Here is a 14,621-nt window from a genome sequence, read left to right on the forward strand (position 1 = left end):
TGCTCACCGCGATCCGTACCACCCAGGAGGTGCTGGGCTATGTGGGTTGACCTCGCGCACACCGCCACGGCGCTGCTCGCAGCCCCCCCGCCCACCGGCGGCGGCGGCCCGGACTTCTCCAACATCGGCCCCGACAGCAGCGGCGTCCCCAAGACCGGCGTGATCCTCACACTGGCCAAGGTGATGCTGTTCATCGGCCTGGGCATCTGCTTCCTGGTGCTGCTGGGCGGCGTGATCGTGTGGGTGTCCGGGCACATGGCCGGCGGCATGCACCTGTCGCAGAACGCCAAGACCAACATCCTGCGCGCCGGCGTCGGCGGCATCGCCCTGACCTCCGCGGGCGCCATCTGGACCTGGATCACTAGCGTGTCGTGACTCGGCTCACCCGCCCGCACACAGGGAGCAACCACGATGGCGCGTAACGACCTCACCTCCGGATACACCCCGGCCACCGGCCCCGGCCGCTCGCGGCGCGCGGCGCTGGGCGCGGCGGGGGTCCTGGCCGCCGCGGTCCTTGCCGGCGGGGGCTTCGCGCTGGGCCGGGCCACCGCGCCCGCCCCGGACTCCCCGGCCGCGGCCCCGGCGGGTCTGCCCATGCGGTCGGGGATCCCCGTGCCCGATCGGCACAGCCTGGCCGGAGCCGCGACCGCCGCCGAGAACTTCCAGGTCGCCGGGTTCCGGGTCGCCGCCGGCACCCTTCCGGCAGGGCCCGCCGCGACGGTGCTGCTGGCGCCGCAGGCCACCGACACCGCCAAGGCGGTGCTGGCCGCCCCGACCGCGCCGGCCGAGCAACTGTCGAAGGCCCGCACCAGCTTCGCGCCGCTGTCGGCCGCGGTGCAGGCCTACGACGGCGGCCACGCCGTGGTCCTGGTGTGGGGCGTGGCCGCGAGCTCTTCGCAGGTCGTCCCGCAGCCGGCCGGCACCCAGGACTGGAGCCGAGCCACGGTCACCCTGGCCTGGGACGCAGGCCAATGGCAGGTCACGGATCAGACCTACGCCTCCGGCCCGTGGCCGGCCCGCGCCGACCAGCGCATGACCAGCGCCGAGGGCGACTTCGACTTCCGCTACCGCGAACTCACCCAGGACTGGAGCTATGTCCCCGAACCCTGACCCCCCGCCCGGTCGGGCCGGGGCACCGACGGCCGCCGCAACCGGGCCACGACGGCGGTGGCGACGCCTGGCGCTGCTCGGTCTGGTCGTCGCGTTCCTGGGCCTGTCGCAGCCCGCGGCCTACGCCGACCCGCACGACGCCGCCAGCGTGCCGGCCAACCTGCGCCAGTACGTGCCCGGCACCCCGGAGTGGACCAGCTCGCCGTGGATGACCTCGCCGTCCTGCCGCGACCACGGCGGCGACTGGTCGATCTACACGCAGGACGTCGTCAAGGACACCCCGGCGCTGCTCCAGTTCTTCCAGCCCGACTTCGGCGGCGGCGACCAGGGCCGCTCCGAGGAGATCCTTGCGGGCTACCGCGACATCGCCGCGCAGATCACCGTGCCGGAGGGCTACTGCGTGGACCAAGCCCGCCAGTGGGCGGGTCCCTCGGGCTACAAGCCCTTCGGGTTCGACTGGGGCAACGCCACCGCCGACTCCCACCACCACAGCAACTACGAGTGCGCCAACAACACCGGCGCGGACAACGCCCCCTGCGGCGGGTTCTACCTCGCCTGTTCCGGCGCGGCCACCGCCCCCCAGCACCAGCAGTGCGAGGCGTGGAACGCGTTCTCCGACGGTTACGTCACGCGCGTGAACGCCGCCCGCTCCAAGGCGAACGCCGACCATCCCGGCGCCACCCATTCCGACCCCAACACCGAGATCAAAAGCCCCGGCGAGATCATGCAGGACATCCTGGACTGGGCCACCAAGCACGGCATGGCCCAAGTCGTGTCCTTCATCGTCGACGGCGTCACCAAGTTGTGGGCGGTGTTCATCAAGCTCGCCGTCGGCGTCACCTCCCCCGACCTGTCCGGCGCCGGGTTCACCTCGGTCTACAACCTCGTGGCCGGCGTCGCGCTGGCGTTGGCGTTCCTGGGATGGCTGGCGACCCTGGCGACCAGTTGGAAACAGGGCCGCATGCAGTTCAGCCTGTTCGGCGGGATCAAGGCCGTCGCCGGCATCACCCTGGCCGGCGTCGGCGCGATCCTGATGCTCCAACTCGCCGACCAGTGCACCCAGTCCCTAGCCGCCGCCGGCGGCGACCTCGCCCACCAAGCCGACTTCACCACCAGCCTGGCCAAGTCCAACCCGATCGTCGCGCTGATCGCCGGCGGCATCATCGCCCTGAGCATCATCTTCGCCATCATCTTCCTGGTCATCCACGGACCGCTGGTGCTGATGTGGGCGCTGTTCGGATCGGTCGCCGCCGCAGGCCAAGTCCACCCGGCCAGCTCCGGATGGCTGGCCAAGTGGGCCGGCCGCCTGGTCGCGATCGCCTGGGTGAAGTTCGCGATGGTCGCGGTGTTCCTGCTCTGCCAGGCGCTGATGCTGCCGCTGAACGCCGGCGAGGACGTCGTCAAACAGATCGTCGACGTGATCCAGGGCCTGACCCTGGCGCTGCTGCTGGTCACCACGCCCTGGCTGCTGTGGGAGCTGGTCGAGTTCGTGGCCGACCGGCCCGGCGCGGCCGGGTCTAGCGCCGGTCGCTCCGGCGACCTGGCCGCGGCCGGCACCTCCGCGACGACCGCAGCGATGGGCAGCGCCGTCTCCACGATGATGTCGGCGGTCGCCGACCTGGGCCGGCAGTTCGCCGGCGGGACCACCAGCGGCCAAGCCTCCGGGAGCAGCACAGGACCCGGCGGAGCCAGCGGCGGCGGCGCGGGCGGCCACGACCAGCAGCAGTCCTCGCCGGACCCCGGCTCCAGCGGCTCCAGCGACGGTGGTGCCGTGCGGGCCGCGGGCGGCGGAGGCAGCGGCGGTGCGGGCGGCACGGACGCCTCGACCTCTTCGTCGGCACCGGGCGACGGTGACGCGGGCGCGGGCGAGGAGGCCGGCGACGGCGGACGACAGACCGGGTCTGGCGGCAGCACCCGTCCGCCCTCGGGACCCTCCGGCGATCCCGCCTCGGGCACCACCACCAGCGACGAGTTGCCGCCGGCGAACCTGGGCCGGGTCGTGGCCCGCGCGCCCCGCACCAGCAAGAGCCCGTCCGCCTCGGGCGGCGCGAGCGGCTCGACCAGCGGCGGCAGAGCCGCTGCCGGTGCCGCCCCGCCACCCATCCCGCCGGCGTGACCCGACAAGGGGGCCAGATCATGGACGAACCGCAGTACGTGTTTCCGCCGCGCCGCACCAACGGCGTCATCGGCAAGATCAGCCTGGCGCAGATGGCCGCGATCGTGCTCGGCATCGCCCTGCCCTGGCTGGGCGTGCAGATGGGTTCCATCGTGGTGTTCGCCGTGCTGCTGGTGGCCGGCGGCGCGATCGTCTGGTTCTCCTTCATGCGGATCGGCGGCCGGTTTATCGGCGAGTGGGCACGGCCGGCGGCCGGCGCGTTGTGGTCGTGGCTGCGCCGCAGTGGCGTCTACCGGGGCGCGGTGTTCGGCCCCGGGTCGCTGGCCCACCGCATGGACCTGCCCGGCGACCTGGCCGGCGTGCGGATGATCAGCGCCCCCAACCCCGACGGACACAACCGGGTCGGGCTGTGCGTGGACGAGGTGCACCGCACGGTCACCGCCGCCCTGCTCACCCAGGGCACCCCGATCGTGCTGGAGGAGTCCGCCGAGCAGCAGGGCCGCCTGGACGACTGGGAGGCGGTGATGGAGTCCATGACCGACACCGACACCGCGATCACCCGCTGGCAACTGCTGTTCCGCAGCATGCCCGACTCCACCAACATGGCCCAGCAGTACTACCTCGACCGCGTGCCCGACCGGGACACCCTGCCCGCGCAGGCGTTGCGGGAACTGGTCTCGCAGGCCGCGCCGACCGCGCAACGCCACGAGGTGTTCTTCGTCGTGGCGTTGGACCTGGACCGGCTGGCCGGGGACATCAAGGCCTCCGGCGGTGACGACGCGGCCATCGGCGTGGTGGCCGTGGAGCGGCTGGCCGAGCTGCAACGCCAGATCACCGAGGCCCGCATCCCCGTACGTGGATGGCTCTCGCCCGGCCACTACGCCGCGGTCATCCACTCCCAGTTCGACCCGGACTCCCTGCCCCTGTACGACTTGCAGTCCTCCCCGCGCCACGAACTCGACCCCCGCACCGCCGGGCCGTCGGCCACCGAACGCCAGTGGGGCGTGTACCGGCACGACTCGGCGGTCTCCTCGACCCTGTGGGTCCACGAGCTGCCGCGCCGGCGGGTGAAGGCGTCGTGGCTGGCGCCGCTGTTGCAGCAGGGCGACGTGCGCCGCTCGATCTCCCTGGTCGCCGAGCCGCTGCCGGTGGACCGCGCCGAACGCTCGGTGCGCAACCAGGAACTCGCCGCCGGCGGCACGATCTACATGAAGCAGAAACACGGCCTGGTCGTGGACTCCCGCACCGTCAAGGAGTTCCAGGCCGCCCAACGCCTGGACGAGGAGATCGCCGAGGGCGCCGGCTACGTCCGCTACTCGATGTTCGTCACCGTCACCGCTGCCACCCCCGAGGAGCTGCGCCGCGCGGTGACCGCGGTGCGCCGCCGCCTGACCCGCATCCGCTGCATGTCGATGGTGCTCTACGGCGAGCAAGACCAGGGGTTCTTCACGTCGCTGCCGCTGGCGCGTGGGCTGAGCCCGATGAGGGGACTGACCGGATCATGAACCCACGCGACCCTGACTCCCCGCGCCGGCTGCTCGACGAGATCCGCCGCCGCGCCGCCGACCAGGACACCACCCGCGCCGCCGACCGCGCCGACCGCGCCCGCCGCACCGCCGAAGCCGGGCGGCTGCGGCGCGAAGCCGGGCCCCGCCGCGATCGGCGTGGAGCCCACGGTGCGGCGGCCGGGCGGCTGGCGCACCGGATGCGGCTGCCCGCGCACACCGCCGCGACCAGCGTTCTGAAGACCTGGTACCCGTGGACGATGGACCCCGGGCTCGGGGTGCCCGGCGCGTACGTCGGCCTGGACCTGTACTCCCGCGCCAGCTTCCTGTTCGACCCGTGGGAGCTCTACCGATCCAACGTGATCACCAGCCCCAACGGGCTGGTCATCGGCGAGATCGGCTCCGGCAAGAGCTCGCTGCTCAAGTGCCTGATCATGCGGTTCGCCGCCGTGGGCATCCCCTTCTCCTGGGTCGACGTCAAGGACGAGTACACCGACCTGGCCGCCGGCGTCGGCGTCGAGCCGCTGCGGCTGGGGCCGGGCCTGGGCGTGCGGCTCAACCCCCTGGCGACCGTCGCCCGTCACCCCGCCCAGTCGGTCGTGGAATGGCGCGCCTCGCTCAAGGCCCGCCGGCTGGCGCTGCTGGAGGGCCTGATCCACGTGCGGCTGGACCGGCCGATCAGCATGACCGAGCGCACCGCGCTGGAACTCGCGCTGGACTCCGCCACCGGGCAACTGCGCGGTGGTGCCCGCGACGAGCTCGCCCCGGCGTCGCTGCCCGCCGTCGTGGCGAACATGACCCGCACCGACACCTGGGCCGACGAGCTGCGCGAGCGCGGCATCACCGCCGCCGCGCTGCTGGACGAGTCCCGCGACGCGCGCCTGGCGCTGCACAGCATGGTCACCGGCGCGCTGGCCGGCATGTTCGACTCGCAGGAGGACAACGCCCGCTACCTGGACTTCGACGCGCCGGGCACCATCGTCAACCTGCACGCCATCCGCGCCGACCAGGCCGTGACCGTGATGAGCATGGTCTGCGCCCAGTCGGCGATGGAGGCCGAGCTCATGCGGCCCGACGCCCGGCCCCGCCTGGTCGGCTACGACGAGTCCTGGGTGGTGATGCGGTACGTGCCGCTGCTGCTGCGGTTGCAGGAGCAGTTCAAGCTCGCCCGGCTGTTCGGGATCTGCAACCTGCTGGCCGCCCACCGGCTCACCGACTGGGAGACCGGCGCCGCCGGCTCCCAGGCCGCCCGCCTGGCCCGCGGCCTGCTGGAGGACACCGGGTTCCGGGTCGTCTACCGGCAGGTCGACGCCGCGCTGCCGCTGACCCGCGACCTGCTGGGCCTGACCGACGTGCAGACCCACCTGTTGCGGTGGCTGCGCAAGGGCTGCGGCATGTGGTTGCTGGGCACCGGTGCCTATGTCGTGCAGCACCTGCTGTCCAGCATCGAGCACCCGCTGGTGCAGACCGACTCGAGGATGCGCGGCCGCGTCGGCGTCGACGACATCTCCGACGAGGAGTGGGACCTGCTGCTCGATGCGGTGCAGACCGGAGCGTCGTCGTGACCGCCGGCCTGCGCCACCATGGCGGCGACCGGCAGGTCGTGCGGCAGGTCACCGGCGAAACCCTCGGTGGCATCGCCTGCGCCACGGTCGTCGTGTTGGGCGTGATCACCGCAGGCAGCGGGCAGTTGGCGGCGGTGCTCACGGGCCGGGGCTGGCCCCGCTGGCACGGGCTGGGCCTGAACGTGGCCGGCCCGGTGTTCGGCGTCTACGCCCACCCCGCCGACCCGATGCGCCACTGGCCCGGCCTGCCCGCCGACACGCCATCCGCTCTCGTGTACTGGCTGGTGTTCGCCGTGCTGCTGGCCGTGCCCGTGGCCGGCGTGATCGCGGTGGCCCGCGTCGTGCAGGGCGGCCGGTCCCGGCCCGGGTTCGCCGCCCGCCGCGACGTCGCCGCCCGCCTGGGCACCACGGCGCTGCTCGCGCAGGCGCCCCGGCTGCGGCCGCAGTTGGCCCGCACCACTCCTCGGCCGCTCCCCGAGCAGGTGGGCACCCGGTTGGGCCGCGACGTCAACACCGGCGTGGAGTGCTGGTCGAGCGTGCGGCAGTCCAAGTACGTCGTCGGGCCCAGCGAGTCGGGCAAGACCTCCTGCGTTGTCATCCCCGAGGCGCTCGACCACGACGGGCCGCTGCTCGCGCCCAGCTCCCGCGCCGACGTGATGGCCGCGACCTGGAAGGCCCGCGCCGAGACGGGCACGGTGCTGCTGTTCGACCCGCTCAAGCAGGCCGCCGGCCTGCCGCTGGTGCGCTGGGACCCCGTGCGCGCCTGCGTCGACCCCGACGTCGCGATGCGCCGCGCCCAAGCCCTGATGTCCTCGGTGGACATGTCGGCGGTCTCCAACGGCGACGCCTGGAAAAACAGGGGGCAGGCCGTGCTGCGCAACCTCCTGCACGCCGCCGCCCTGACCCACCGCGACATTCGCGGCGTGCTGCGCTGGACCTACGACCAGACCAGCGTCGAGCCCGCCGCGATCCTGGAACGCAGCCCGGTCACCCCGGACAACTGGGCGGAGATGCAGTTCTCCGTCATCAACACCCCCGAACGGCAGCGCGCCGGCTACTACATGGCTGTGGAGGGCGCGATGGAGGTCTTCACCCACCAGCGCGTCCTGGAGACCTGCCTGCCCGGCACCGGCCAGCAGTTCGACCCGCACGCCTTCCTCGACCCCGCTACCGGGCACGCCACGCTGTACCTGCTGTCGCAGCGCGCCCAGACCGTCGCGGTGTCCGACCTGCTGGCCGCCCTCATGGAGGAGATCATCGACGCGGCCCGGCGCGGCGGGCAGGGCGCGGAGAACAACCGCCTGGACCCGCCGCTGCGGCTGCTGGCCGACGAGGCACCCAACACCGCCACCCTGCGGCAGTTGCCCGACCTGATCTCCGACGGCGGCGGGCGCGGCATCCCCACCACGATGGTCGTCCAGGACCGGGCGCAGGCCGCCGCCCGGTGGGGCCGCGAGGACGCGGCCAGCATGTGGGGCGCGGCCACCGTCCGCCTGGTGCTGCCCGGCGTCGCCGGGTTCGACGACATGCGCGAGATCGCTGCCTACGCCGGCGAGTTCGACGAGCAGGTCTCCTCCCTGACCCGCGGCGGCGGCTCCGGCCGCTCCGAACAGCTCAGCCTGCGCAGCCGCGCCGGGCTGACCCCGGCCGAGGTGCGCGGCATCCCCGCCTTCCACGCCCTGGTCTTGGCCGCCGGCGGCCTCCTGCCGGTGGAAACCGAGCTCCAGCCCTACTTCCAGCGCCCCGACGCCGGGGTCAGCGCCGCCGCCGAACGCGAGTTCTACGACGCGCTGCGCGAGGGACGGAGCGTCTCGTGAGCACCCCCGACCCCGCCGGCACCCTCGCCGCGGCACGCCCGGCCTCGCTGGAGGAGCGCGTCGACGCGGCGCTGGACGTGTGCGACGACGTGTTGACCGTGCTGCCCGCGCTGGCCGAGCGCCTGGAGCGCCTGGAGCGCACCCGCGCCGCCACCGCCGGGGAGCGGCGCAGCGACTTCCGGTTCGAGAGCTACCCGACCCCCAAGACCGCCAAGGCCGCCGCCGACCAGCGCGCCCGCTGCGACGCGGCCTGGGCCCGGCTCACGGACTGGGTCGACTGGCTGGTGGCCACCTACCGGCTGACCAGCGTCGTCCCCCCGTGCTGGCCCGAGCATCCCGCCGTCCGTGAGGAGCTGGTCAGCCTGCGGGTGGCGTGGGTCGGAGCCTGGGCGGACAACGCCGCCCCCGACGCGCCCTCGGCGTGGCAGGACCGGCTGTTCAAAGCACGGGCCCGGCTGGCCGACGGCAACTGGGGCCGGCCCCGCTGCGACGGCGACCACGACGGCAGCGGCCTGGACACCCCCGAGCAGTACCGGCAGTGGACCGGCCACCCCGCCCGGGACACGGCGCTGGCCACCGTACGGGACCGGACGCGCGCCGCGCTGCCCGCGCCCGCCGCGGGAGGTGACCTGTGATGGCCTGGCCCCGACGACGGATCACCGTGCTGCGCCACCGCTCCCGGCACCTGCGCGCCGCCACCGACCCCACCGCCCCCGCCCCGGCGGTCAGCGAGTCCGACACGCGCCAGCTGCTGGCGGATGTCCACCTGGCCCTGATCAACCGCGAGTTCGCCGACGAGGTCGCCCGTCGGGTCGCCGCCAGCACACTCGCGCTGTGGGACGACCACGGCGTCCCGGGGCAGACCGAGGGCTACCTCCCCTACGAGCAGGAGATCGAGCAGGCTCCGCAACGACTGGCGGCCCTGGTCGAGGCCGGTGTGCTCACCGACGCCCAGGCCGACCAGTTCCGCGCGGCACTCGCGGCCCCCGACGCCCTCGCCGAGCAGGACGGCTACCTCGCCGGAGTCCAGCACGGCCTCGACGCCGCCTACAACCCCGAGCTGGCCGCCGAACTCGACGACGAGTCCGGGCCGCAGGTGTAGCCGTCGTGACGATGCTCGCGGTCACCGCCGCCGCCAGCCAAGCCAAGAAACACGGCCTCGGGAAGATCGCGGTCGCCGTCGTGCTCACGCCGCTGCTGCTGGTGGCCGTGGCGGTACTGGCGATCGTCAGCGACGACGAACCCGCCCAGGCCGCCGGGATCACCGGCGTCACCTGCGCCCCCGCTAGCGCGACCGCCGCCGGCGAGGTGGCCGGCTACGGGCCCGACCAGATGCACAACGCCGCGATTATCGTCGGCGTCGGCCAGCAGATGACCGTGCCCGACCGCGGCTGGGTCGTCGCGATCGCCGCAGCCATGCAGGAATCGGGGCTACGTAACCTCGACTATGGCGACCGCGACTCCCTGGGTCTGTTCCAGGAACGCCCCTCCCAGGGCTGGGGCACCCCGCAGCAGATCATGGACCCCGCCTACTCGGCCCGGAAGTTCTACGAGCATCTGCTGGGCGTGCCCGGCTGGGAGCAGCTCAGCGTCAACGACGCCGCCCAAGCCGTGGAGCGCTCCGGCTTCCCCGACGCCTACGGCCGCCACGAGCAGGACGCCCGCGAGGTCGTCGGCGCCGTCCAGGGCGTCACCTGCACCGGTGGGCACACCAACCCCAAGGCACAAGCCGTCGTGCAGGCCGCGCTGTCCCAGCTCGGCGTCCCCTACGCCTGGGGCGGCGGCACCGCCGCCGGCCCGTCGCCGGGCAGCGGCGTGGACGCCGGCAAGGTCGGCTTCGACTGCTCCGGGCTGGCCGTGTACGCCTACGCCCAGATCGGCGTGACGCTCCCCCACAACACGACCGCGATCTGGTCCGCGTTCCAGCCCGCCGTCACCAGCCCCGCCGACGTGCTGCCCGGCGACCTGATCCTGTTGTCGGACAACGGACAACCCACCGGCGACATCCACCACCTGGGCATCTACGTGGGCAACGGGCAGGTCGTGCAGGCGCCGGAGTCGGGAGACGTCGTCAAGATCACCAATAATGTCTGGCACTCGCCGTACTGGTCCTCGCAGTTCATCGGCGCGGTCCGTCCGGGAACGACCTGACTGCCAACCAGCCACCGCGTCCTTGGCGGTGGGGCGCTCCGCGCGCCGGCCATCGCCACGGCGACAGGGCAGGGTCGTGCCCCACAGCGCTACAGCCGTTGGTCAACACGCCACGACCCGTCGGGCACCTGAACGATCAGTAGGGTGGCCGTCGCCGTCTCGGCAGGGACCTGGGCTGTGGCGGCATCACAGCTGGTGCGGACGGTGCCGCTCACCTGCACCTGCGCGGCACTGCTGGTGCCGGGTGATTCCGGCGGCCGGATCGCCCGGAGATCGGTGACGGTGCTCGCGCACTGGCCCTGCACGAAGGCGCGCCAGTCCGCTCCCCCACCAGCATCACGGAGCAGTTGATCGCGGCCGTGCAGGGCGTCGGTGACGTAGGGCCGAACGCGGTCCACCCACGCCGCCGGCGATCCATCGGTCCACCGTGCGGCGCGAAGGGCAGCCAGCCATCGTGTGGCCACGTCCTCGGCCGTCGCAGCGTGACCGACGCCAGAACTGCTGGTGGGCGGCGTGAGCACAGCCGCCGATGTGGGTGTGAAGGTGATGCTGGGCTGCGGCGTCGCGGCCGGAGATGGTGTCTGGGTGCTGTCGGCGGCTGGTGTGGAGCAGCCGGCCATCACCGCAAGGCCGCTGACGATCGAGGCCAGCAGGAGCGGTGTTCGGTCGCCGTGGTCACCAGTCCGGCCCGGCGTCCTCGTAGGCGAGGTCGAGATCGGCTTCGATGGTGTCGGTGCGTCCATCCTCGGGCTCCTGTTCGGCGGGCGAGCACGCTCGGCGCACCAGTTGCTCGGACCGGGCGCGGTAGGTGTCGGTGATCGTGGTGCCGGTGTCCTCGGCTGTCGCGGGCTCGCCGGGCGAGGTTCTCTCGGGTGCGAGGAGGTCGGGGTGCACCGCCTCCAGCCGCCAGCGGCCATCCGAGCTCAGCGAGTGCTGGTCGAGGTCGACTTGGACGGTGAATCCGGTGGTGCGCAGGGCTGCGGCGGTGCGCGCGAGGTGGTCGATGGTGGTGGCGTTGGCGGCCTGGTCGCGGGTGCGGGGGATATACCAGGCGCCGGGTTCGGTCGTGCCGTTGGCGATCCGGCTTGACCACTTCCACCGGCCGGTGTCCAGACCTCGGTTGGTGGAGGCGCGGAGGATCTCGGCGATGTTGTCGCTGCGGTCGGTGCCCAGCAGCAGTGCGCCGTCGGCGCGGCTGTGACGTAGGACCAACACACGCCCGGATCGACTGGTGCCGCCTGCCACGCCGGCAGATCGCGAGCTGGCCGGTGCTGGCGGACTACTCGCGGCGGCGAGGCCATCGTTGGCGGGGCCTTCGTTGCGCACGGTGGCGCGCCCGTCGGCCACCGCTCTCTGGACGATCCACTGCGCCTGCGGGGGCAGGGGTTCGTCCACCACGAACTCCAGGTCGACGTGGTCGCGGCGGAGCTGGGGCGCGTACGCCATCAGCTGCCAGTGCGCGCTGTTGGCCTGGTCGACGGTGGCGAAGGTGAGCGGGCCGACGGTGCCGACCGCCCGCCACGTGGTGGCGTCCACCTGTTCCCACGTGCCGGCTTCCCCCGGGTCGCCGGGTTGGGGATGCGTCAACGCGCGGGCGTGCACGTCATTCGCGACTGGGCTGCGGAAGACCAGCCCCTCCTCACGCGACAGCCGCAGCACGAGGGCGCGCACCGTCGACGTGGGATCGGCCTGCGCGTAGGGCTCGACCGCGGCGTCGTCGACGGCCGTCGCGTTCGGATCGGCGAGGACGCGCGTGGCCGATCCGCGCCCCGGTGAGGGCGGCCGGTCCGCGCTGGAACCGGTGCCGGAGGTCGACCTCGGGCCCTGCGGCATTCCCTTCCCCGATGAGATCACCAGCGTCGTGCCCCCGCCGGGGTTCAGGCCGGCCATCGCCAGCGCGTCGTGCATCGCCATGTCCTGCAACGACACCGCGTCAGCGACCGAGTTCTCGACGCCGGTGTTCTCCGGTTCGGCCTGCTCGGCCAACGCCGCCTCGATCTGGGTGAACCGGGCCTTCGCCTCGGTCAGTGCGTCGGTGTGCGGGAAAGGCTTGCCCAGCTCGTCGCGCGCGCGGTCGATCTCGGTGCGGGTGTGCTCGACGCGGTCCACCGCCTGGTGGTGCAGGCGGTCGAGGCGGTCCAGCGCATTCTCCAGCTTCGTCACCAGCGGTCCGGGCTTGCTGTTGCGGACCTCGGTGAGCGTCATCTGCACCGTGTTGGAGCTCTCCCCGACGGTGAACCGCGCCTCCGGGGAGTGCTGGCCGAGCTGGTAGATCTCCAGACTGACGGGCAGTCCACCGAGCTGGCCGATGACGCCGATGGTGCGGCTGGCGTTGCGCAGCCCCTCCAGGTAGTGGTCCAACCGGGCTTTGAGCTGGTCGCCGACCTCGGTGCGGACGGTGTAGCGGCGGCCGTCTAGGGACATGGCGAAGGCGTCGCCGCGGGTGGTTCGCCGCCGGCCGATGACCTCCGCCAGGGTGTCGACCTGCTCCTGCAAGCCGGGCAACGCCCGCTCCCCGTCGTGGATCGCGTGGTCCAGGCGGTTCTGGACGCGGTCGTGTGCGCGCTGTAGGCGTTCCAGGCGGGTCAGCTCCGCTTGGGCTTCGGCGTGTTCCAGCAGCAGCGGGTTGCCCGTGGCCAAGGCTTTGACCTCGGTGTAGGTCAGCGCCGCGTCGCCGATGTCCTCGATCTCGCGGACGTCCAACTTCCCGCGCATCACCTGGGCGATGAACTCGGCCTTGCGGGTGACGGTCTGCCATGAGTAGCCGTCGAAGCTGCCCTCGGTGACGTAGATGAGGATCTCGACCTCGGGATAGAGGTTGCCTTGGCGCAGGATGCGGCCGTTTCGTTGTTGCACGTCGGCGGGCCGCCATGGGCAGTCCAGGTGGTGTAGGGCGGCGGCCAGGAGCTGGACGTTGGTGCCGACACCCATCTTCTCGGTGGATCCCAGCAGCACTGCGACCTCGCCGCTGCGGCAGGCGGCGAACAACTCGCCCTTGGCTTGGTCGTTGGCGGCCTCGTGGACGAAGCGGATGCTGCGGCGGGGCATCGTGCGGGCGACCAGGAGTCGGCGCAGCTCGTCGTAGGCGTTCCACTTCTCCGAGTTGGGCGTGCCCAGGTCGGAGAAGCCCAGCTGCAACGCCCCCCGAACCTGTCCGCCGCCGGGCCCGGTGTGCACGTCGTCGCGGCGCGTCGCCCAGATCGTGGCCATCGTGTCCGCGACGGCGTGAATCTTGCGCAGCTGGTTGCCGTAGACGTCGGCCCACAGTTCCGTCAGCGCGGCCTGCCGGGTCGCCGGATCGAGGGTGAGCCTGCCGGTGGTGGGGTCGCGGTGGCGGTCCCACAGCTCGACCAGCCGCTGCGCGCCGAGCTCCTCCATGGCAGCCAGGTCGTCGTGGGCGGTGGCCAGCACACCGGTTCCGGCGCGGGTCGGCTCCACCAGCCGCATGTCCAACGCGCCGGCCCGGCCGTCGCCGCTGATCGTGAGCATGTTGTCCTGCTCGGGCTCCACCACCCGGTTGCGGACGTCCTCGGCGCGCTGGGCCAGCGACGCGATGAACTCCTCCAGCTCCGGGGTGGGCGGCGTCGGCACGATCTGCGGCTCTCGCTTGCCATCCCCCGGCCTGGCCACCAGGTCCGGCGTGGGCAGACGCAGGTCCTCAGCGGTCTTGATGTCCGCGCTGACATGCCACATCGCCAACAGCTCGGGCACGTTGAGGAACTTCGCGAACCGCGTCTTCATGCGGAACTTGGCGCCGTCGGGGCTGAGTTCGATTGCGGTCACCGACTGGCCGAAGGTGCCCGCCCACACGTCGAAGTCGGGGATCCGCGCGGCGTCGAGCAGGTCCGGCCGCAGGTAGCGCTGCATCACGTACGCCTCGGTCACCGAGTTAGCGATCGGCGTGGCGGTGGCGAACGTGGCGATCCGCCCGCCGTGCCGCCCACGCAGGTAGTCCAGCTTCATGTCCAGGTCCGAGGCGCGGTTGCTGCCCTCGATCGCCGCACCGGGGATGTTGCTGGGCGTGCGCAGGTTCTTGTAGCCGTGCGCCTCGTCGACCACCAGGTAGTCGATGCCAGTCATCTCGAAGTCGAAGCCGAGGTCCTTGGTGGACTCCAGTTTCCGGGTCAGCCGCTCCTCGGCCCGTACGCACGCCGACTCCAGCCGCTTGACCGTCAGCTTGCTCTCGCTCGCGTTGGCCCGCTCCAGCAGCGCCCGGAACGCCGCGACCTCCTTGTCCAGGTACGCCTGCTGCGCTCCCGGGGACATCGGGATGCGCTCGAACGCGGTGCGCGTCATGACCACCGCGTCCCAGTCGCCGGTGGCGATCCGGGAGACGAACTCGCGGCGCCGCTCGCCG

The 14,621-nt window shown here is 72.6% G+C and carries 11 protein-coding genes; 9 read left to right on the plus strand and 2 right to left on the minus strand.

Annotated features, from left to right (window positions below; translation table 11 throughout):
• The first annotated feature begins 39 nt into the window (after positions 1-39).
• From F0L68_RS40975 to F0L68_RS41010, 9 genes are read left to right on the plus strand one after another with little or no spacing between them, the layout of a single operon-like run.
• Positions 40-375, plus strand: coding sequence for a hypothetical protein (locus tag F0L68_RS40975; RefSeq protein ID WP_149855314.1), 336 nt, complete (start codon positions 40-42; stop codon positions 373-375).
• A 36-nt stretch (positions 376-411) separates the two neighbouring features.
• On the plus strand, positions 412-1,110 hold the full coding sequence (locus F0L68_RS40980; RefSeq protein ID WP_149855315.1) for a hypothetical protein: 699 nt from the start codon (positions 412-414) through the stop codon (positions 1,108-1,110).
• Complete coding sequence (locus F0L68_RS40985; protein WP_149855316.1) at positions 1,094-3,226, plus strand: hypothetical protein; 2,133 nt, start codon at positions 1,094-1,096, stop codon at positions 3,224-3,226. The genes F0L68_RS40980 and F0L68_RS40985 overlap by 17 nt, the downstream gene beginning before the upstream one ends.
• Positions 3,227-3,246: 20 nt before the next feature.
• Positions 3,247-4,731: an SCO6880 family protein gene (locus F0L68_RS40990; RefSeq protein WP_149855317.1), complete on the plus strand. Its 1,485-nt coding sequence runs from the start codon at positions 3,247-3,249 to the stop codon at positions 4,729-4,731.
• Positions 4,728-6,296, plus strand: coding sequence for a putative type IV secretion/conjugal transfer ATPase (locus F0L68_RS43015; protein ID WP_188317120.1), 1,569 nt, complete (start codon positions 4,728-4,730; stop codon positions 6,294-6,296). The genes F0L68_RS40990 and F0L68_RS43015 overlap by 4 nt, the downstream gene beginning before the upstream one ends.
• Positions 6,293-8,113: a type IV secretory system conjugative DNA transfer family protein gene (locus tag F0L68_RS40995; protein WP_188317121.1), complete on the plus strand. Its 1,821-nt coding sequence runs from the start codon at positions 6,293-6,295 to the stop codon at positions 8,111-8,113. The genes F0L68_RS43015 and F0L68_RS40995 overlap by 4 nt, the downstream gene beginning before the upstream one ends.
• On the plus strand, positions 8,110-8,748 hold the full coding sequence (locus F0L68_RS41000) for a hypothetical protein (protein ID WP_149855318.1): 639 nt from the start codon (positions 8,110-8,112) through the stop codon (positions 8,746-8,748). The genes F0L68_RS40995 and F0L68_RS41000 overlap by 4 nt, the downstream gene beginning before the upstream one ends.
• Entirely contained in the window at positions 8,748-9,215 is a 468-nt protein-coding gene (locus F0L68_RS41005) for a hypothetical protein (RefSeq protein WP_149855319.1), read from the plus strand. Before F0L68_RS41000 ends, F0L68_RS41005 begins: the two co-directional genes overlap by 1 nt.
• A gap of 11 nt (positions 9,216-9,226) precedes the next feature.
• Positions 9,227-10,264 carry a C40 family peptidase gene (locus tag F0L68_RS41010; RefSeq protein ID WP_149855322.1) on the plus strand — a complete coding sequence of 346 codons (1,038 nt, stop codon included), beginning with the start codon at positions 9,227-9,229 and terminating at the stop codon, positions 10,262-10,264.
• 89 nt (positions 10,265-10,353) lie between these two features.
• On the opposite strand, the gene F0L68_RS41015 is transcribed toward F0L68_RS41010, so the two are convergent.
• Positions 10,354-10,884 (minus strand): hypothetical protein, encoded by a 531-nt coding sequence (locus tag F0L68_RS41015; RefSeq protein WP_149855320.1) that lies wholly within the window; start codon positions 10,882-10,884, stop codon positions 10,354-10,356.
• 55 nt (positions 10,885-10,939) lie between these two features.
• Positions 10,940-14,621: helicase-like domain-containing protein (locus F0L68_RS43020; RefSeq protein WP_223199607.1), on the minus strand; the 3,682-nt coding region annotated here is incomplete at its 5' end.

It is taken from the genome of Solihabitans fulvus (assembly GCF_008386585.1).
In the GTDB taxonomy this organism is placed as follows: Bacteria; Actinomycetota; Actinomycetes; order Mycobacteriales; family Pseudonocardiaceae; genus Solihabitans; species Solihabitans fulvus.